Source organism: Pseudomonadota bacterium, from assembly GCA_026388275.1.
Taxonomy (GTDB): domain Bacteria; phylum Desulfobacterota; class Syntrophorhabdia; order Syntrophorhabdales; family Syntrophorhabdaceae; genus JAPLKB01.
Window position 1 is genome coordinate 28,409 of record JAPLKB010000025.1, and the last position, 18,057, is coordinate 46,465.

Here is an 18,057-nt window from a genome sequence, read left to right on the forward strand (position 1 = left end):
ATTTTTTATCCCTTTTTCAAAATCACTGCCTTATTAAGAAATATTTTCGGCCTTTCATCAGCCGCAAAACCGGCGCTCCGGGCTTTTCTGATAGTCTCTTCAAATGCCGTCTTTGAGGTATGGAGCGGCGGTTCAACTACAAGAATTTTTCCATTCAGCTTAAGTATTGATTTTATCTCATTGAAAAAATCTTCCTGATTTGGGATTTCGTGAACCATATAGAATGCTAAAATAAAATCTACACTCTCTGACAAGCCCAACTTGTTCTTTTCGCACTTATGCAGTGTGATGCGTTCTTCAAGCTCTGTTCCCTGAATTTTCTCTCTTAGTTTTTGAAGCATCCCTTCCTGCAGATCCGAAGCAATAACTCTGCCTGATTTGCCAACCATTTGAGCCAGTTCAATAGAGAAAAAACCTGGGCCGCAACCTACATCCAGGACTGTCATTCCTTCTTTAATATAGGGTCCAAGTATTTTGCGAGGGTTTTGTAGCCATCTTCGAATTCTATTGTCGAGGCTGCCTGCTATTGCTACCGGGCATATATGATTCTTTTTACAAATCACTATATCTTTCTCCTGTCAAGAGCTGACATCAGCAGTCAGCCGGCGGTGCCTGTTTCTGTCACCTCTTGTTTCCGATACTTTTATTCATCGACAATCTTTCTTTTTAGAAAAAAACCGTCAGGGTCGCATTTAGTTCTTAAGAGCATGAGATCGTGGTCAGTGGGAAGTGCCATTTCCTTTACATCCGGGGAAATCATAAGCTCAAAATCCACCAGGTCCTGAATAGTCTCGGGGCTTTTGCCGGGGAGGTATTCCAGCAGCATCATCCTCCTGCTGTCGCGATCATAGCCGAACAGTGCCTGGTCCGTAATTACCCGATAAGGTCCTGATCCCATGACGCCTGCCTTCTTTCGGTAATCAGGCGACCCGTCGCCGAACCCGATGCTGGTGATAAAATCCACCTTCTTTACGAACCTTCTTTTTTCGAGGACCATGATAGCGATGGTCTTCTCGCAGTTGGCCGCCATGGCGCCCGCTCCGCCGCTACCGGGAAACCGGACCCTGGGCCTGGCATAGGTGCCTCCTTCGTAGGTGGAACACAGATTGCCGTACATATCAATCTGCGCCCCGCCGATAAATGCATAGTCCGCATAGCCCCTCTGGGTCAGATCAAAGACAGCGCATAATCCTTTTGCATACACGGCATTACGGAAGGCCCGCGTGTCACCCACGGACATAGGCATACCCTGATCAAGGATGGAAGCGAGTGAGCCTGCTTCGAAGATTAGATTTATATTGGGAGCGTGCGTCATCTGTGCATGCATTGAAGCAATAATGGGTAGACCCGTGCCGACAAATACAATCGTCTGGTCTTCAAGTACCCTTGATCCTGTATAAGCAATCATCTCATAGGGATTGATATCATCTGTTGCTGCCATATTCCTGGCCTCCTTAATCTGTCTGGGTTATGTCAAAAGTTTTCATCATATTGTTCTTATTCTTTAGCAGCTTATCTGCCTTATGGTTCTTTTCTCTTGGTCGGTCAGCGGCATGATTGAAATGTCCATCTGCGGCGATCTGCTTCTCCTTGCGCCCTCCAACATACGTAAAGTATAGTCTTCGGTCAGCAAGGCTTGCATCTCATCCACATCTGAAGCATTTCTTCCATGCCGCTGCCCACTCAACCCGGATTCACATATACGTTTATGTGAACCCGGAATAAAGAAGGGGGCGAATTTCTTCATTTTCATTCCATTTTCCCCCTCACCCCTGATTTCTCCATGTATAAGCTTATCTACACTCGTTCTATACATCATTTTTCATGTAACTGAAGTACCCCTGTCTGATTTATAAGCGCAAGAGCGCCGGATTCATCATCAGAGGACTATCGGCTGACCGCCGTCCATCTTCATCAACTGGATGAGTTTCTTATGAGGAACGACCTTTGCGATGAAATCATCCCAGGTATCGCAGTTGAAGAAGTAATCGTCGTAGTATTTCTTGAGCCCGTCCTTGTTGCCAGTCTTGCGGAAATTATCACAGATGCTCCGGAACATGAGGAAATGCTCCATGTCAAACCAGTATGAGCCGTAGACTGCGCCCGGATAGGCGCCGAAAGGCTGATCACACACGGCATCCACCACCGGATAGGGGATCTCTGTCAGGTTGGGATATTTCCGAATAGTCATGTTGTCGATGATGACCTCGGCGCTCAGGATTGTATGGACAGAGGCCATGGCGATCTCCGGGCACGTGCACAGTGCTCCGAATATGCGGGCATTGCCGTACATGTCGGCTGCGCTCACGTGGACAATGCCGACATCCGGGTGACAGGCAGGGACAAGATACGTGTTGTCTCCGGTGAAGGGGCACTTGATCATAACGCCGCGGTTCACCAGTTCCATATCGGAACCGCCATGATCCCGCACCGGCAGAAACGGGACACCCATGGCACCGGCCCTGAACCTTGCGGACATGCCGTAGTTGGTATAATCATCCAGCTCAATCAGGCCATTGCCTGCCAGATGCCTCAAAAGCGGCGCTATGCCGATGATTTCATATCCCCACCAGGCGAGTTCTGCCCTCCTGACTGAAAGATGATCGGGATTCACGATCATTGCGCCGGCCAGCCACTCACAACAGATGGAATTCGACTGAAAGGAGAGTGTCAGGTCCCTGGCTCCCTTTTTCACAATATTCCAGATGATTGCAGTTGGAACACGGGTGTTGACGAAACCGCCGATGCCAATGTTCATGCCGTCTTTCACGTACTTCCCGACCGCTTCCTCTATGGTCTGTCTCTTGTCAACGAGGCCTTTTACCTTTCCGACAGCCGCCTTCCTGGCCTGGTCAGGCGTGGCTCCCCAATACTCAAAGTCCTCTTTTCTGGCTCTTTGCTTATCGAGAATCTCCTTGTCAACCTGGGTTATTTCTGTGATTTTGGAATTGATCCCTGTTAACATCTGCTCCCTCCTGAGATGGTATTGTCAAAAGTTATCTGCTATGATTCTTGAGCAGCTTTAGCCCTTTTATCTTGGTCGGTCAGCGGCATGTTCGGGGATATTGATCTGCGGCGGTCTGCTTCGCCTTGCGATCCTCCGACGTACATTGAGTACGCCTGCGGCCTGCAAATCTCACAGCCCATCCACATCTGCAACATCCCCGACATGCCGCTGCCCACTCAACACGGATTCACATATACGTTTATGTGAATCCGGGATAAAGAAGGCGGTGAATCTATAGTATGGCTCTGCACGTAACGTACTGCCCTATAGTTGTCTGCGAACTTCTTGAATAAGGGGCCATGATGATTTAGCCAATAATCTTGAATTTCAGCCCGTGTCATACCAGGATGGCGCTTTGCACAAAAAACAAATTTTATCATGCATTCATCTCCTTGCTATAGCTCAACGCAAAGCCGACCCGGAGTGGCCCGAAAAGCTGCAATCAGGTTCAGTGCTTGGTTAACATTTCGCAATCATTTCTCTGCGATTACTAACATTTCAAAATCTTCAGTCGATAATTTGTCATCCCGACTAAAAGCACCAAGCTTCGCACCGCAAATATCCATTTTATTGAAATCAAGGGTCTTTAACAACCAGGTTATTTCTGATGGTATATAATACCTTACGTTGCACTGGAGTTCTTTTTTGTTTCCAAGATCATCTTCGGTATTTACAGTGTTGTGTTCCCGGAAGGTCATCAGATCAAATGAAATGTCGCCGCATTTTGCGTTCCCCTCTTTTGTGCTTGAATCAAAGAAATCTTTGACAGAATGGAACAGGGGAAATAACGCATTCAGGGTAGTAAATATCAGTTTCCCTTTCGGCTTTAGGGCGTTGGAGGCATTCCGGAGAATCTGATAATTCATTTCGTCGGTCTCCATCAGTGAAAATCCTCCTTCACACAGCATGATGACCAGGTCAAATTCATGTAAGAATGAGAGACTCCTGGCATCATTCTTTTGAAAAAGAATCTGCAGATTATGCATTGATGCCTTTTATCTTGCCCGTTCTAATTGCGAATCTGAAAGATCGATCCCCATAACGGTATAGCCTCTTTTTGTCAGCTCAATTACATGCCTGCCTGTTCCGCACCCGATATCCAGTATCCTTAGGCTTTTATCATAATTGATCTCTTTTTCAATAAAGTCGCATTCACCAATGGTGCCCTGTGTGTAGCACTCGTTATCATATTTAATTCCGTAGTTTTCAAATAATTCTTCATACCATTGTTTCATGTTGTTATATCCTTTCGTTTTAGTGTTAACAAAAAGCTGAGACAGAGGCGGAGCGCCTCTTTCCGCCGATTAACTCCAGCGTTGAAACTACTTTTTGCCTCTATCGGCGCTTCCATGTTTTTGTTTTATTATATCTTCTATTTTATTTTTTGTCTTTATTCTTTTCTCAACTTTCAATCCAAATGATTCCCTGCAGCTTCCTGCAGGGTTACTACTTGCCCTGCAGCTTCCTGCAGGGTTACTACCTGCCCTCGCCCCTCCGGGGGAGAGGGCAGGGTGAGGGGGATATGAGCCTCTTTCCGGTGATACCCCGCAGCTTTGCTGCGGGAAGGTTCACCAGCTGTTTTTAAGAACCTTCTTTTTTGCCTTTCTGTACTCCATAAAATACAATTTAAAAATAGGTTTCCATATTTGCATTCACAGTGAATGCAAAATATACTTAATTGTCCAAACCAAAGCCTGTATTGGCTTTTCAGGGATATTAAGTTTTTTAGCAACAGTTTCTAAAAATGTTTCAGACACAGTGTCTGAAAAGTCTCATTTTTGAAGATTTATGACTTTTCATTCTACTTCCTGCCATCCGTTTAACCCAGATATGTCATTGACAATGATGTCGGGCTGTCCTGAGCAAACCGTCGTGAGGCAAGGAAGCTGGGTCTTCTGCATAAGCAGAAGTTCCGAAGCCGAACGCGAGCATAAACCAGCCCACACCGTGGGCGAGAAGGGGAGGCTCCGACAGCTCTGCTGGTGGAGGGGGCGACGCAAGCCCCGGTATTTGAAGCCGCCGGAGCGCAATGAGCGTGTTTGCCGGGGACAACCCGACATCGTTGTCGATCCTAATGGAAAATATGGGTTTAATTGAAATATTGAACGGTGTCCCCGTCTCGTCCAGTTCTACTCAATCAACAAAAAAGCGTATCTATTCATGGCTTCGTCATAGTTTTTTAAAACCTGAATAGGATAACCTATACTGCGGGCGGTTGCATACACGTCTATACCCATGGCGTCGGCGCCCGGCCGGGCAATTTTAGGGTTCTTACATTTCGTACGATCAGCGTCGCAGGTCTCACAAAGACCGCATGCATCAAACGAGATAAGAAATGTTTTGTAGTAGCCGGAAAGGAATACTTCTCTTTCGAGTTCCATGAGCTTCAAGACAACTCCTTTACTCCACGCTTTCCTGTCATCAGGTTTCTCCAGTTCTTTTTTAAAATGAAACACCGCCCCCTGAGTATATTCTGAAATCATCTGCCTGCACTCATCAATAGATGGGACATTGGGAGGACACGTTCCTCTCTTGCCGTAAGCTGGACAACCAAACATACATCTGAATCGCACCCATTGCGACACCACGATATCTTTCGCTTCAATCCATTTGAAATCAGGAAATCCATGATCTATAAACAACTTTTCCAGTACTGCCTTTTCCAACATTTTATACCTCCCAACGCTCCGCATAACCGGCTCCAGTCCGGGTTGATACGGTGGTTAGCGTTGCATTTTCTGGTTGTCATGCGTGATTAGTCTCGCATTCAAAGTTTCTAACTCATTTCCGTGAGCATTAATTGTATATTCCCTTAGGGTTATCCATTGTTTTTTATGTCCTAGTAGCGCCTGAATCTTAAATTCATGCTCACCTTCTTCAAATCTAAATGATGTCGAGGTGTTTTGAAATTCGCAAATCAGCTCCATGACATCTCCGCCACGAATTGAAAAAGGTTTTGCAAAACCTCTATCCTCAACAGTACCAAGTTTGGCAACGGTGGCATTAAAAAATAGATACTTGTTTTCTTCAGTGATCTTTGGAAAGTGTAATCTCAGGTTTTCTACAACCAGAGGGACTGCCCCGGTATTGAAGAAAATCAAAGGCAGCTCGATAAGTAGTCTGTTTTGGCTTGCACATGCAGCATAGCTTCTTAAGTTCGATCCGAGGCAGATTTTTCCTTTTCGCCAGTTCATCCACCAAAAGCTGAAAACAGTAAAGGCTAGTGCTGAGGTACTAATTATGATTGCTGTATAGCCCATATATCTGTTACCTCTAATAACCCTAGCACGGTGGTAAACGGCGTGGCGCGTTTTATTGCCACGTCCGGTTCACCTACTTGTTACAGCTATTCCCATATTTGTCCCTTAAGCACATAGATATCGCGCTTCCTATTAGTGGGTAGCATGGCTACCTTGTGCGGTTTAGCTTTCGGGAAGTTTGGGAAGTTCCGAATCTTTCGCGTAATCCAGCTATCGATGTACCAATCCATTCTGTGTTTCTTCAGTTGCTCCTCCACCGTGAAACAATTCTTGAAAGCGTAACCGGATGCTTTAAAGAAAATGAATTTTGACTGACCGCCTACCTCCGTACCATAAGTACATGGTGGTTCCGGTATGGGTTGGCCTTTCACGCAAATGGCATAACTATGGCAGATTTCATCAATTCGAGGTTTGACTGCATTAAGTTCCCGCATTATGGTCTCGTAGCCGCCGTCATTCTTTGGAAAGGCAAGAAACATAGCGGAGTCATTCCATGCATAAGCGTGTCGGTGGGCCGGCATATCCATATTTATGCTTTTGTAGACCAAGACGTGGAGTTGCCGCATAAGATCGGTAGCCTTGCTATTCCCGGGTTTAATCAGTCTACTGATACCAATCAGATCGAAATAAGAAACTATGCAGTCTTCCCAGTTCCTCATACGTAGTCTCCTGCCCTAACGCCGCGGTTAAGTGGGCGGCAAAGGAGCGAAGCGGATTTGCCGATCCATCTTCAACCGGTTGTTCGGCCTCCTCAGCTAGGTCTTTAAACCGGCCAGATACAGGAACTCCTCGGCAGACACTCGGAGATCCACGATAATGTCGTCAATGTACTCCTTCCGGGCATTATATCTCCGGCTGTGTGCCGACTGGTCCCCAATGGTTTTCAATTTCGATAGTGCTGTCTTCGTGTTTCGCCCAAGTGTCCATGAATTTTCTGCGAGGGTGCACCTGACCAAGTCTTCTAAACGGGAATAGTTCCCGTTCGCGTCGAGGATTTTGGCTGCAAGGGCGCTATGTTCAAAGGCTTCGATGATTAGGACCTCCATTAAACGTCGAATCATGACCGCACAAGCATCATAGGAAGTACCTGTGTAGCTACGGTTTATTTGGAAGACAATTTTTTCGATGTAGCCACGCGTTCCTTGGAATAGTGAATGCGGTAGGACTGGCTGGTCTGTGGGCGCTGTGACCTCCGATGCCAACTGCCGATGGAGCGATGCAGCTGCCGCTTGAAGACGACGTGCCGTTGCAAGCGCTATTTTGGCATATGAGCTTTCGTCCATTTTCTACGTCGCTATCGCAGGTCTTTTAGATGTTTGGCCATGGAGGCAAAAATGGCTTCTATCTGCTCTGGTGTCGATTCCGGAGAGATGTGAATCTGAATGTCAAAATGGATTTGCGGCGCCTGTCCTCCCTCAACTTTCTTGTCCTGTTGGTTCTGACTCTCAGGGGGCTGCTTTCGAGCCTTCTCAATCACGTCTACCTTGGGCTTTGCCGACCCCGTGACGCTTTTATGTGGCTTTAATTCTCCCTCGCTTGGCCCATTTGCCTTAGAAGGGTCGGCTTCCTGCAACAACAAGTACAACGCTGCCATCTTGCCGGCCGCACTTGCGCCAACGCGACAATGGGTTGCAAACCAACGTTGAACCTCATGCTTGCTGTCCGCGCCAAGATCGATCAGCTCCTGTGGGTACGCGTCTTTGATAATGGTGCCACATGCCTCCTTGTAGTGCACATCATCTCGCCACTTCACGGCAAGGTCGGTTGGTTTACCAGTGTCGTCGATCAGTCCGGTGCCGCGCAGAGCGGGAAGGACATTGTTCCTCGCGGAAACATCCGACATGCTGAGCACTGACGCGATATACGACGACGATACTGTAGCGGGGATAGTTCGTTTGAACCGTTCTCCTAGACCCCACCACACCTTCCCAGCAATCATGGGATAACTTTTCTTTTCAGGTTCTGGCATATCTTATCCTCCTTTTGTTTGCGGCCGAATATGATGCTCACCAGCGTGGCTCACTGTTTTGCCACGTCCGGTGCAGCTATTTGTTCGGCAGTGTTTTCACCCGATCCAAAAGCTTCCGTAAGGCAGCAGTAGCTTCCTGCAGCTCTGTGACACCGGGTTCACTCAATCCATGAACAACCTCATTTCGAAACTGAGATACAGATGAATAAAGAATCTCTGTTTCAGGCGAAAGTTCTTTAAGAAAATCACGCTTCCAGTAGTAGGCCGGTCCGGTCTTCTCCGGAAGTCTATTCCTAAGCTCTCGCTCAAACTGAACCCACAGATCGAGGAACTCACCGGTACTGGTTCTTATGGCTCCGGTGTGAGATAGCTCCGGCATTTCATCGAACAAACTCACAAAAAGAGTTATGGCTAATTCGAGATATGTCTCGACCTTTTTCTTTTCAACCGTGATACCATTGCCTGAATGGTAAAGTTGATTGCGTAAACGATGATACCATTCGATATCGTTAAGGCTGAGCCCCACTATGCGATCTGAGGCATACTTTTCCAAGAGATTAAGGAGATCTGGGAAAGACTCCCCTGCGTCCTCCAGCTCTTTTCTTCCCGGACCTGACTTGGTCTGACCCCGCTTTGGTAGACCAAGAAACGTCTTTATCGTAAGTTCCACAGCATTGTCAGTGCTGACCATCGCAATGCGATTATCAAAATCGCGCCCTAGCATCATATGATCAAGGGCATGCTGCAATAGTTCACTTGGTCCATCCATCCACGGTGCTTTCATGTTCTCTCCTTCACAACATAGCCATCAGCGAGAGGCCTGCTTTATGCCCATTCGCTGGATGGTATGGTTATACCTTTATTCACCGGCATCACCGTAAGCCATTTTCATTAGTTCGCGGAGGAGTGGTTCGTGTTTCTTGACATCTCCTTTTCCAAGACGGATACGGTAACGACCCCACCGGCTGTCATACTCCATGACATCAATACCAGCTTCTTCCAGCTTGGATTGTATTTCTTCTGAACGATCAAGGCGTGGTTCAAACCTTACCCAGCCCTTCTTAGGGCGGAAGATAACAAAGTTGTTCGGCTGACCGTTTTTTGTGGCTAGGCCGATATAAAACTTGTTGTACTTGAGTGTTAGATCTGGCGCGAACTCGTTCACCAAGCTCAACAATGAGTCTGTAATCTCCAACGTGCCTTTCGTTCCGCGCTTTTCCCAGTATGTTCTGTCTGTTGCTTCCTGGCTTTCTTCGTCTTCATCGACCAGACCCAGGCGCATTTCATTCAGGACGGTTGTAAATACAAGCGAGACTTGATCGCCAAGCCGGAATGCCTGTATCTGGATGGCGACGAGTGGGATGAAGCCGTTAAAGAGCCCAATGACATTTAGAAAGCGGCCTGTGATTTCCTCTGCCACCAGAACTGCGGTATGCTCGTATTGTGGGTAGCGTTTCCTTTCGATATCCCAATACTCGATTGTCCGAATGATATGCGACTCATCTGACTTCCCAAGCTGGATTTCAATCTCGTAGCGCCTGTTTGTTTCTGCGTCCTGGCACAAAAGATCCAGACGACCGCCTTGGTGATGAATTCTTTCTTTGTCCTTCAGGATGAGATCACCAAGCCCAAGAAGGGATGGGTCCTCGGCAATTCGCTCCTGCAGCCAACGCTCATTTAATTCAGAGTGACCCTTGATGGAAATCCTTTCAGGCTTGACGTATTTCAGGTTGCTCAATTTCAACACCTCCTATTTGGTATTGTTTCATGGGCGTATAACAAAAAGTTAAGCGGGAGCCCTATTTTTGGGCGATCCGCTCCAACGCCTTGTTATGACTTCCTCTTTTCTTCTCTCAGTCTTTCCATGCCCAAATTGAAGTTGCCTCTTTGTTGCCCGGCACTATGCCTTGAACTTCGATGTCGTTAGAATCGAACCATTCCTTTTTGATTTCAGGGTGTGCATCCTTGAACTTGTTTAAGGCTTTTGCAACAAAGGAAGCAGCAGAGTAGTAAATACCAGCCCCTTCACCCATTATCGGCTTGCCTGATTTTGTGGCATAAGCGGTTTCGATTTTCTTTCCTAGTACCGGGTCCCGTGTTCTTATCCGATTGAAGATTTGATAAGGAAATAGAAACTTCTCATCTGCGTCTTGAAGGATTTTGATGGCTATTGTTTCAATTTGTTTGAATTGCATATCGTCTCTCCTTTTTGCCGTTTCTGGTCATAACAATTAACTATACATCTCTACGGCTGTATATCCCAATATTCCTCCACCGAAGCCGTATGTCCCCCGTCATAGTCGGGATATACGGCAGCCTTGAATATCTCTTATCCATCCAGGGGTCTTTTAACGCTAAGCCCCGTTTTATTCAATACGTTGGTGTAAATCATTGTTGTTGAAACATTGGCATGATCCAAAAGTTTCTGGACGGTTTTTATATCGTAGTTTGTATCCTATAGGTGAGTTGCAAGAGAATGATAGAAAATCTTTAATGATCCCCCCTGCCCCTGATGCCCACCCTTTTTTATTTCTATTGTCCTGCTATTTCAATAACATGTCAAGCTTTTTTCATACCAATTCGCCTTCAATAATATAACTTCGCTATCTCGTCGTCACATTCCTCGACATACAGGCAGTACGCCTGCGTTTAAGCAGGTCGGGTGCAACGATGGGTTATACCGTAATTTCATCAACCGGCAAGATCTGCTTTCCGTGCCGAACAGTGAGCACTGAAATCCTCTTCTCTTCAAGCCGGTAAATCAGTCGGTAGTTTCCGTATATCAGCTCTCTTATAGCTTTGTTTTCGGTTTCAGGTACGACCCTGCCGCTTTCAGGAAAGTCCTGTAGATCTTCCACCTTCCGAAAAACCGTGTCTACCCACTTTTCTGCGGCAGCGGGATTCTCTTGAGCTATGTATGTGGCGATCTCTGAGACCCTGTCTATTGCGAGAGGAGACCAGATAATCCTCATTTCCTGATACGGTCCAATACAGTTCTTTTGGCCTGGTCATGGTCTACTCCCTGGTCGGTTTCAATCTGACCGATGGATATCTGTATGTCCTGGAGCAACTCTATTCTCTCCTGCATTGCCTCATATTCGCCTGCATCGAGCAGAACAGCTACTCCTTTGCCGTGTTGTGTAATGATCATGGGGCGTTTTGTGTCGTGTACTTGTTTAAGGAAGGAAGCAATACTGGTGCGAAACTCCGACATTGGTCTAATATCTTCATTGACTCTAACTCTTTTCATATGGCACCTCACATAAATAACGTACATTATAACGTACTTTAAATATGTCAGTCAATATTCTTTTCAGGGAAAACGAAGGGGATATTCCTAAGAAAGTAAGAAACTCCTGATGTTATTTACTTCTTAAAGAATGTCCCCTTTCATCTTACTTTTGTTCACCTTCACAAAGTTTGAGTAGCAGAATCGATAGTAATGGCCAAGGTGGCTCGCAGCCAACTGAACTTTGCCTTCATGAAATCAAAATCAGGTCCGGACGTAATAAAGGCCGCCTTTCCCTTGATCAGGTAGCCGGTACCAGCCCCACGCAAGCCCTGAACCTTGCTGCTTCCCAGCGTAATCAGCACATTGGGGTTGTAGGCAACGTTAGCTTCTGTTTTGTTCATGTAACCTGCAGGAATAAACAATCGTCCATCTGATGATATTCTGACGTAGCTATTCCAGGTATTGACCATATGCGGCCCATCCTGTCCCAATGTCGCAATGGCAACAACCCCATCCTGTTTCAAAATTTCCAGCAATTTTTCCGGAATCATTTGACTACCTCCTTTTGTTTGGTTTGTTGTTCTGTCTAACGACAAGCTGAGCCAGAGGCAACGCTCTTAGTTGCCGATTGGCTCCAGCGATTGGTTATGCTACTTTTTGTAACTTATTCACAAGTTCTTTGCCAGATATCGGTACAGGGAGTCGTTTGTTGTCCTCTTTATAGAGCAGTATTGTTTCCTCTATAATCTCACAAAGTTCGTTGAATACTTCGCGCTCATCGTCTCCATGACACCCGCCATAGAAAAGTTCAGGACAACTACCTATGAAACAGTTATCAGTGTCTGACCACTCAATGATTTTTACGTATTTTGATCCAGGGGTCATTTTTTAACCTCCTCAATGGCAGTTTGTACTGCTTTTTCCTGGTAGTGCTTCGCGTCTTCATTTCCATTACCTGAAATAGGGTAAATTCACCCTGCCTGGGACCAAGAATGCCGACAACCGGATATTTTTTCATGGAAGTGATGATAGCCTCCTGGAAGGTTCTTTGGATCATCCTTGTATATTGAAACACATCATTTAAATATGCAAGGTAATATTTGATATTGGGGAATTTATAAACAATTAAAAAGATGCCTGAGCAATGTCCCAAGGTCCAATATTTTACCTGCCCGAACGACCATAAGGGAGTGGGCGAGAGGGAAAAGAATTAAAGGCATTGCCTCTCACAGGGCACTGCCGGAAAAAATTGCTCTCACTGTGAAAGCAATTGTGGAAATCCGTGTAACATTTACACGGATTTCCTGTAATAGTCGATAAATCAATAATAACAGCATGTTGCATAATATCATTTTATAACTGGTTCCTAATAAATTTTCTGATGGGACACTCCATGCATTCTGTGGGAATAAAAACTATTATCATTTATATGATTATACAATCTACATCATTACTTATGTTTGCCACGCATTTGAGTGCATAATATGATGCTTAATTGAAAATAAGTTTCATTTGTGTATAAAATAAGATCATGGACTTTATCACACAGTTGAAAACGCTGAATCTGAAAGCCACACCGAAACGGCTGGCTATTCTCGAAATACTGGCGGAAGCGCCGGGGTATCTGGGGCCTGAAGAGGTCTGGAACACGATGAAAGAGAAGTTCAAGAACATCGGTCTTCCCACTGTTTACAGAAACCTCGAAGACCTGTCAAGGGGAGATATAATTATCAAGGTTATCCACCCTGACCGCAAACTCTACTATTTCTATTGCCATAATGCCGGTCACCACCACCATTTCGTGTGTATTTCCTGCAGAAAGGTGGAGGATATTCAATTCTGCGGGATGAAGGAAATTGAGGACGAGGTCGAAAGCACCCTGAAGGGTCATGTGGTATCTCATTTGCTGCAGGTTTACGGGTTTTGTAATACATGTCTGAAGAACAAGGTGATATCAATATGACAAAAGGTTTTTTGAAAACCAGGAATTTTTTAAGCTTTTTGCTGATTTTAGCGCTTTCTCTCACTATGATAAGCTGCAGGAAGACAGAACAGCTCCCAACAGGGCAAAAAAAGTTAAATATCGTTACAACTCTTTTCCCCCTCTATGATTTTACAAGAAATATTGCCGGCGATAAGGCGCAGGTAACGCTGCTCCTGCCTCCAGGTGTAGAGCCGCACAGTTTTGAACCGAAACCGGGCGACATGCTGAGAATAAATAATGCCGACGTGTTTATATATACCGGTAAATTTATGGAACCCTGGGTTGAGAGTATCCTGAAAGGGGTAGACCGCAAGAAGCTCGTTGTTGTTGATACGAGCAGGGGCATTGTTTTAAACAAGGAAAAAGAAGATGAAAAAGACCATGACAATAAGCACGGGCATGGAAAGATAGACCCCCACATATGGCTTGACCTGTCAAATGCCGGAAAGATAGTGGATAACATTCTCGACAGCCTGATAGAGAAGGATGCAGGTAACAGGGATTATTATACAAAAAATGCCCTGGCATATAAGGCAAAACTGAACGGAATGGATGCAAAATACCGGGAAGCTTTCTTGACATGTAAAAAGCATACTTTTGTCCACGGCGGCCATTTTGCCTTTAACTATCTTGCAAAGAGATATAATCTCCAATATATTGCGGCATATCACGGGTCTCCTGATGCGGAGCCCACCCCGAAACGCCTGATCGAATTGAAAAACAAACTGAAACAATACGATATAAAATACATATATTTTGAAGAACTGATATTACCAAAGGTTTCCGAGGTTATATCAAGGGAAACCGGGGCAACCATGCTGAAACTTCACGGTGCTCATAATATCAGCAAAGAAGATATGGATAAAGGTATAACTTTCCTTGACGTAATGGAGGAAAATCTGAAAAACTTAAAGGTCGGGCTTGAATGTCAGTAAAATTTAAAGGGCGGGTTTGAATGTCAATAGAAGTCATATCAGTGGATGGGCTGTCTTTTCAGTATAATGCCGTGGATGTCCTCACCGATTTATCATTTGATTTGAGCGAAGGCGGTTATATCGGGCTTGTCGGTCCGAACGGGTCAGGCAAGACAACGCTGATAAAGCTGCTTCTCGGATTCTACAAACCAACTAAGGGGACTGTCAAACTCTTCGGCTATGACCCTGCCGGTTTCCAGGACTGGTATAAAATCGGGTATTTGCCGCAGAAGATCGTTTCTTTTAATCCCAACTTTCCCGCTACAGTAAAAGAAATTGTTGCACTGGGTCTTCTTTCAAGAAAAAAGCTTCCAAAATGGCTAAGCAAAGCTGACAAAATGGCAGTAGGCAATGCTATGGAATTAATGGACATTACGAATATCAAGAATGAGCTTGTCGGTGAGCTTTCAGGCGGGCAGCAGCAGAGAGCTCTTATTGCAAAGGCAATAGTAAGCGAGCCCGAGTTGCTCATCCTTGACGAACCGACAACCGCCCTTGACCCTGAGACAAGAGAGAAATTTTTCAGCCTTTTGAAAGAGCTTAACGAGCAGAAGAAGGTAACGATTATCATTATTACCCATGACACAGGGACAATCGGTAAATATGCATCAAAGCTCCTCTATCTTGACAAAAAGATCATCTTTTACGGAAGTTTTGAGTCTTTTTGCATATCCACCGATATGGCGAATTATTTTGGTGAATATTCACAGCATTTGATTTGTCACAGACACGATACAATAAACCAATTATGAGTGTTGAATTATGAATGATAAATTAAAACAGGTCAATGACTTGCAATTACCGGGGCTTAATCACGATAAAATCGGGACAATCCGAAATTGATATGATAAATATGCTCGATTTTCTCAATCATGGTTTTGTCCAGAAGGCGCTCATTGCCGGGTCATTCATTGCCATCTTATGCTCAACGCTCGGGGTTTTTCTTGTGCTGAGGCGTCTTTCGCTCATCGGAGACGGTCTTGCTCACGTCACCTTCGGCAGCATTGCCGTCGGGCTTTTTTTTAAATCTTCTCCTGTTTATGTGGCAGTGCCTATTGTGATGCTGAGTTCGCTTGGTATTCTGAAATTGGTAGAAAAAGCCCGTATCTATGGGGATGCGGCAATAGGCATTGTATCATCCCTCGGGATTGCAGCAGGAGTTATGATGGCGAGCATTGCCGGCGGCTTCAATGTGGATCTTTTCAGCTATCTCTTCGGGAATATATTGTCCATCAGCATTGAAGAGGTAATAGCCTCAATTGTCCTGTCAATCATACTGATTACCGTGATATTGCTCTTTTACCAGGAGCTCCTTTCAGTGACTTTTGATGAAGAGTCTGCCAAAGCATCGGGAGTCAATACAAAAAGGATCAATTCGATCCTTGTACTCCTCACCGCATTAACGGTTGTTCTTGCTATGAAGATGGTGGGGATCATGCTTGTATCAGCCCTTCTGATAATACCCTCTGTTACGGCGCTGCAGATGGCAAGAAGCTTCAGGTCTACCATGTTCATTGCCTCTATTGCAGGGGTACTGTCTGTTGTAATTGGTATCTGCATCTCTTTTGCTGCGGACCTGCCCACAGGGGCTACAATTGTGCTCTTGAATATCCTGTTTTTTATCTGCGCCTTTATCTATAAAACCCTGCGCTCGTAAGCCCTCTCCCCTCCATCGGTTATGTAATTGTTCTGTTTCTTGCTTATTCTTAGCTCTTTTCTCCTGGACGGTCAGCGGCATGTCGGGGATATTGATCTGCGGCGGTCTGCTTCGCCTTGCGATCCTCCAGCGTACATTAAGTACGCTTACGGCCTGCAAATCTCACAGCCCATCCACATCTGCAAAATCCCCGACATGCCGCTGCCCACTCAACCCGGATTCACATATACACTTATGTGAATCCGGAATAAAGAAGGTGGTGAGTTTCTTCATTTCTATTTCTATTTTCTCCCTCCCCATGTTTTCTCTTTGTAAAAGCTTGTCAATAATCATTCTGTGAGTCAATTTTTCATACAACTATGACAATACCTTTGCCTCCCCCTCGGATGGGAAAATGTGGGTGGGGGTGAAGCACAAATAACTTCCGAAGTCCTTAGCTTGAACATCACTTCCTTCATACTGTATTTCAAACGGAAAGAGCGATTATGAATATGGAAATTTTCAGAGGCCCTGGACTTGAAAATAGTGTATAGTGTTAAGATAATGATGGACGAACACAAGACGAAAGAACAACTGATGCATGAACTGGCAGAGTCGCGCCTGCAGGTTGGTGATCTGAAAACATTACTTACTACATACATGCAGCAGGAAGAAACATTGAAGGAGACCGAAGAGATACTCCAGGCATTGATCAATGCTACAAGAGAAACCTTGTTGCTCATTGACACTGGAGGTACGGTTCTTCTGGCGAATGAGGTAGTGGCCCAGAGGTTGGGCAAAAGCGTCAAGGAACTCATCGGAAGCTATCTGTACGACCATTTCCCTCCAGAAGTCACGAGGGTTAGAAAAGAACAACACGATAAAGTTATCCTTTCCGGTGAACCAGTGCACTTTGAAGATGCCAGGGGAGGGATGTTCTTCGAAACATATTGCTACCCTGTTTTTGATAAGGAAGGGAAGGCATCAAGAGTAGCCATTTTTTCTCATGAAATTACAGAGCGGAAGGAAGCTGAGAGAAAGCTCGTTGAATCTGAAGAACGTTACCGGATAGCGATAGAACACTCCAACGACGGGGTAGCCCTGTTAAGGGGAGACAAGCACATATATGTGAATAAGAAATTCCTGGAAATCTTCGGCTACGACAGCCCTGATGAGGTCATAGGGAAAACCCATGAGCTAACTGTGCACCCCGATGCTCTTCCTATGGTTATAGAGTACAACAGGAAGAGACAAAGAGGCGAACCCGCCCCGTCGAACTACGAGTTTAAGGGTATTCGCAAGGACGGTACACCAATCTTTGTGGACATCTCCGGTGCCGGGACTATATTCCGTGGTGAACCGGTCGCGCTTGTGTATTTCAGGGACATTACCGAGCGCAAGCGGGCCGAGGATACGCTTCGGGAAAGTGAAGAAAGATACCGCTCCATCTTCGATAATGCCATTGAAGGTATATATCAGGGATTACCTGGAGGACAATACATAAGTGTCAATCCTGCCCTTGCCAGAATGCACGGCTTTGAATCTCCTCAGGAGATGATGACTACCGTTACTGATATTGGAAGCCAGATATTCGTGAATCCCGAAGATCAGGAAAAATACAGAGAAATAGTTGAGAAAGAAGGCGCTGTCGTTAACTTCGAATTTGAACTCTATCGTAAGGATAGAAGCAAGATATGGGTTTCCACAAATGCCCGTGCTGTTCGTAACAACAACGGTGAGACGCTCTATTACGAAGGCACCGTTGAAGACATCACCTCCCGCAAGCAGGCTGAAGAAGAAAGAACACGCCTTGAATCCCAGCTCCGCCATGCCCAGAAGATGGAAGCAATAGGCACCCTTGCAGGAGGCATTGCCCACGACTTCAACAACCTCCTCATGGGGATCCGCGGCTATGCTTCACTTATGCTGATGGAGTTCGATCCATCCCATCCCCATTATGAAAAGCTCACACGGATTGAAAGTCAGGTGCAAAGC

General features: G+C 45.6%; 24 protein-coding genes and 2 pseudogenes. 5 read left to right on the plus strand and 21 right to left on the minus strand.

The features are described 5' to 3' along the window. Positions 1 to 5 precede the first annotated feature (5 nt). From NT010_06995 to NT010_07090, 20 genes and pseudogenes are all read right to left on the minus strand, one after another. Entirely contained in the window at positions 6 to 563 is a 558-nt protein-coding gene (locus NT010_06995) for a class I SAM-dependent methyltransferase (GenBank protein ID MCX5805799.1), read from the minus strand. 80 nt (positions 564 to 643) lie between these two features. Beyond that, positions 644 to 1,441: a glutaconate CoA-transferase gene (locus NT010_07000; GenBank protein ID MCX5805800.1), complete on the minus strand. Its 798-nt coding sequence runs from the start codon at positions 1,439 to 1,441 to the stop codon at positions 644 to 646. Positions 1,442 to 1,504: 63 nt separating this feature from the next. Further along, entirely contained in the window at positions 1,505 to 1,753 is a 249-nt protein-coding gene (locus NT010_07005; protein ID MCX5805801.1) for a hypothetical protein, read from the minus strand. Positions 1,754 to 1,879: 126 nt separating this feature from the next. Beyond that, positions 1,880 to 2,965: a CoA transferase subunit A gene (locus NT010_07010; GenBank protein MCX5805802.1), complete on the minus strand. Its 1,086-nt coding sequence runs from the start codon at positions 2,963 to 2,965 to the stop codon at positions 1,880 to 1,882. Positions 2,966 to 3,183: 218 nt separating this feature from the next. After that, a complete protein-coding gene (locus tag NT010_07015) occupies positions 3,184 to 3,348 on the minus strand; it encodes an EthD domain-containing protein (GenBank protein MCX5805803.1) in 165 nt (54 codons plus the stop codon). A gap of 132 nt (positions 3,349 to 3,480) precedes the next feature. Then, a pseudogene (locus tag NT010_07020) lies at positions 3,481 to 4,242 on the minus strand (class I SAM-dependent methyltransferase). A gap of 894 nt (positions 4,243 to 5,136) precedes the next feature. Further along, positions 5,137 to 5,676 (minus strand): DUF2284 domain-containing protein, encoded by a 540-nt coding sequence (locus tag NT010_07025; protein MCX5805804.1) that lies wholly within the window; start codon positions 5,674 to 5,676, stop codon positions 5,137 to 5,139. A 54-nt stretch (positions 5,677 to 5,730) separates the two neighbouring features. Then, positions 5,731 to 6,267 (minus strand): hypothetical protein, encoded by a 537-nt coding sequence (locus tag NT010_07030; GenBank protein ID MCX5805805.1) that lies wholly within the window; start codon positions 6,265 to 6,267, stop codon positions 5,731 to 5,733. Between the two features lie 86 nt (positions 6,268 to 6,353). Continuing rightward, positions 6,354 to 6,926, minus strand: coding sequence for a hypothetical protein (locus NT010_07035; protein MCX5805806.1), 573 nt, complete (start codon positions 6,924 to 6,926; stop codon positions 6,354 to 6,356). A gap of 96 nt (positions 6,927 to 7,022) precedes the next feature. Further along, entirely contained in the window at positions 7,023 to 7,328 is a 306-nt protein-coding gene (locus NT010_07040; protein ID MCX5805807.1) for a hypothetical protein, read from the minus strand. A gap of 233 nt (positions 7,329 to 7,561) precedes the next feature. Then, positions 7,562 to 8,236, minus strand: a complete 675-nt coding sequence (locus NT010_07045) for a DUF5343 domain-containing protein (GenBank protein ID MCX5805808.1) — start codon at positions 8,234 to 8,236, stop codon at positions 7,562 to 7,564. A gap of 76 nt (positions 8,237 to 8,312) precedes the next feature. After that, positions 8,313 to 9,020: a hypothetical protein gene (locus NT010_07050; protein ID MCX5805809.1), complete on the minus strand. Its 708-nt coding sequence runs from the start codon at positions 9,018 to 9,020 to the stop codon at positions 8,313 to 8,315. Positions 9,021 to 9,095: 75 nt separating this feature from the next. Next, entirely contained in the window at positions 9,096 to 9,974 is an 879-nt protein-coding gene (locus NT010_07055) for a DUF5655 domain-containing protein (GenBank protein MCX5805810.1), read from the minus strand. Positions 9,975 to 10,089: 115 nt separating this feature from the next. Further along, on the minus strand, positions 10,090 to 10,431 hold the full coding sequence (locus NT010_07060) for a hypothetical protein (protein MCX5805811.1): 342 nt from the start codon (positions 10,429 to 10,431) through the stop codon (positions 10,090 to 10,092). Between the two features lie 134 nt (positions 10,432 to 10,565). Beyond that, a pseudogene (locus NT010_07065) lies at positions 10,566 to 10,715 on the minus strand (tyrosine-type recombinase/integrase). Between the two features lie 196 nt (positions 10,716 to 10,911). Beyond that, the gene (locus NT010_07070) at positions 10,912 to 11,208 is read right to left on the minus strand and encodes a type II toxin-antitoxin system RelE/ParE family toxin (protein ID MCX5805812.1); all 297 of its coding nucleotides are present in this window, start codon (positions 11,206 to 11,208) and stop codon (positions 10,912 to 10,914) included. Then, positions 11,205 to 11,486, minus strand: a complete 282-nt coding sequence (locus NT010_07075) for a type II toxin-antitoxin system Phd/YefM family antitoxin (GenBank protein ID MCX5805813.1) — start codon at positions 11,484 to 11,486, stop codon at positions 11,205 to 11,207. The genes NT010_07070 and NT010_07075 overlap by 4 nt, the downstream gene beginning before the upstream one ends. Positions 11,487 to 11,647: 161 nt before the next feature. Beyond that, the gene (locus tag NT010_07080; protein MCX5805814.1) at positions 11,648 to 12,019 is read right to left on the minus strand and encodes a pyridoxamine 5'-phosphate oxidase family protein; all 372 of its coding nucleotides are present in this window, start codon (positions 12,017 to 12,019) and stop codon (positions 11,648 to 11,650) included. 94 nt (positions 12,020 to 12,113) lie between these two features. Further along, positions 12,114 to 12,353: a type II toxin-antitoxin system HicB family antitoxin gene (locus NT010_07085; GenBank protein ID MCX5805815.1), complete on the minus strand. Its 240-nt coding sequence runs from the start codon at positions 12,351 to 12,353 to the stop codon at positions 12,114 to 12,116. Further along, positions 12,319 to 12,486, minus strand: a complete 168-nt coding sequence (locus NT010_07090; protein ID MCX5805816.1) for a hypothetical protein — start codon at positions 12,484 to 12,486, stop codon at positions 12,319 to 12,321. Before NT010_07090 ends, NT010_07085 begins: the two co-directional genes overlap by 35 nt. Positions 12,487 to 12,999: 513 nt before the next feature. Between NT010_07090 and NT010_07095 the strand changes: the two genes are divergently transcribed. The 4 genes from NT010_07095 to NT010_07110 all read left to right on the plus strand — a co-directional run bounded on the left by NT010_07095 (position 13,000) and on the right by NT010_07110 (position 16,083). Beyond that, positions 13,000 to 13,431: a transcriptional repressor gene (locus tag NT010_07095; protein MCX5805817.1), complete on the plus strand. Its 432-nt coding sequence runs from the start codon at positions 13,000 to 13,002 to the stop codon at positions 13,429 to 13,431. After that, a complete protein-coding gene (locus NT010_07100; protein ID MCX5805818.1) occupies positions 13,428 to 14,387 on the plus strand; it encodes a metal ABC transporter substrate-binding protein in 960 nt (319 codons plus the stop codon). The genes NT010_07095 and NT010_07100 overlap by 4 nt, the downstream gene beginning before the upstream one ends. Positions 14,388 to 14,407: 20 nt before the next feature. Next, positions 14,408 to 15,178: a metal ABC transporter ATP-binding protein gene (locus NT010_07105; protein ID MCX5805819.1), complete on the plus strand. Its 771-nt coding sequence runs from the start codon at positions 14,408 to 14,410 to the stop codon at positions 15,176 to 15,178. A gap of 95 nt (positions 15,179 to 15,273) precedes the next feature. Then, positions 15,274 to 16,083 (plus strand): metal ABC transporter permease, encoded by an 810-nt coding sequence (locus tag NT010_07110; GenBank protein ID MCX5805820.1) that lies wholly within the window; start codon positions 15,274 to 15,276, stop codon positions 16,081 to 16,083. A gap of 162 nt (positions 16,084 to 16,245) precedes the next feature. On the opposite strand, the gene NT010_07115 is transcribed toward NT010_07110, so the two are convergent. Continuing rightward, the gene (locus NT010_07115) at positions 16,246 to 16,383 is read right to left on the minus strand and encodes a hypothetical protein (protein MCX5805821.1); all 138 of its coding nucleotides are present in this window, start codon (positions 16,381 to 16,383) and stop codon (positions 16,246 to 16,248) included. Positions 16,384 to 16,608: 225 nt separating this feature from the next. Between NT010_07115 and NT010_07120 the strand changes: the two genes are divergently transcribed. Continuing rightward, on the plus strand, positions 16,609 to 18,057 hold a 1,449-nt coding region (locus tag NT010_07120), incomplete at its 3' end, for a PAS domain S-box protein (GenBank protein ID MCX5805822.1).

Excerpts from the sequence above, each read along its gene's own strand:
- NT010_07000 (MCX5805800.1), bottom strand. The coding sequence starts at position 1,441 with ATGGCAGCAACAGATGATATCAATCCCTATGAGATGATTGCTTATACA.
- NT010_07005 (MCX5805801.1), bottom strand. The coding sequence starts at position 1,753 with ATGAAAATGAAGAAATTCGCCCCCTTCTTTATTCCGGGTTCACATAAA.
- NT010_07010 (MCX5805802.1), bottom strand. The coding sequence starts at position 2,965 with ATGTTAACAGGGATCAATTCCAAAATCACAGAAATAACCCAGGTTGAC.
- NT010_07015 (MCX5805803.1), bottom strand. The coding sequence starts at position 3,348 with ATGACACGGGCTGAAATTCAAGATTATTGGCTAAATCATCATGGCCCC.
- NT010_07025 (MCX5805804.1), bottom strand. The coding sequence starts at position 5,676 with ATGTTGGAAAAGGCAGTACTGGAAAAGTTGTTTATAGATCATGGATTT.
- NT010_07030 (MCX5805805.1), bottom strand. The coding sequence starts at position 6,267 with ATGGGCTATACAGCAATCATAATTAGTACCTCAGCACTAGCCTTTACT.
- NT010_07035 (MCX5805806.1), bottom strand. The coding sequence starts at position 6,926 with ATGAGGAACTGGGAAGACTGCATAGTTTCTTATTTCGATCTGATTGGT.
- NT010_07040 (MCX5805807.1), bottom strand. The coding sequence starts at position 7,328 with ATGATTCGACGTTTAATGGAGGTCCTAATCATCGAAGCCTTTGAACAT.
- NT010_07045 (MCX5805808.1), bottom strand. The coding sequence starts at position 8,236 with ATGCCAGAACCTGAAAAGAAAAGTTATCCCATGATTGCTGGGAAGGTG.
- NT010_07050 (MCX5805809.1), bottom strand. The coding sequence starts at position 9,020 with ATGAAAGCACCGTGGATGGATGGACCAAGTGAACTATTGCAGCATGCC.
- NT010_07060 (MCX5805811.1), bottom strand. The coding sequence starts at position 10,431 with ATGCAATTCAAACAAATTGAAACAATAGCCATCAAAATCCTTCAAGAC.
- NT010_07070 (MCX5805812.1), bottom strand. The coding sequence starts at position 11,208 with ATGAGGATTATCTGGTCTCCTCTCGCAATAGACAGGGTCTCAGAGATC.
- NT010_07075 (MCX5805813.1), bottom strand. The coding sequence starts at position 11,486 with ATGAAAAGAGTTAGAGTCAATGAAGATATTAGACCAATGTCGGAGTTT.
- NT010_07080 (MCX5805814.1), bottom strand. The coding sequence starts at position 12,019 with ATGATTCCGGAAAAATTGCTGGAAATTTTGAAACAGGATGGGGTTGTT.
- NT010_07085 (MCX5805815.1), bottom strand. The coding sequence starts at position 12,353 with ATGACCCCTGGATCAAAATACGTAAAAATCATTGAGTGGTCAGACACT.
- NT010_07090 (MCX5805816.1), bottom strand. The coding sequence starts at position 12,486 with ATGAAAAAATATCCGGTTGTCGGCATTCTTGGTCCCAGGCAGGGTGAA.
- NT010_07095 (MCX5805817.1), top strand. The coding sequence starts at position 13,000 with ATGGACTTTATCACACAGTTGAAAACGCTGAATCTGAAAGCCACACCG.
- NT010_07100 (MCX5805818.1), top strand. The coding sequence starts at position 13,428 with ATGACAAAAGGTTTTTTGAAAACCAGGAATTTTTTAAGCTTTTTGCTG.
- NT010_07105 (MCX5805819.1), top strand. The coding sequence starts at position 14,408 with ATGTCAATAGAAGTCATATCAGTGGATGGGCTGTCTTTTCAGTATAAT.
- NT010_07115 (MCX5805821.1), bottom strand. The coding sequence starts at position 16,383 with ATGGGGAGGGAGAAAATAGAAATAGAAATGAAGAAACTCACCACCTTC.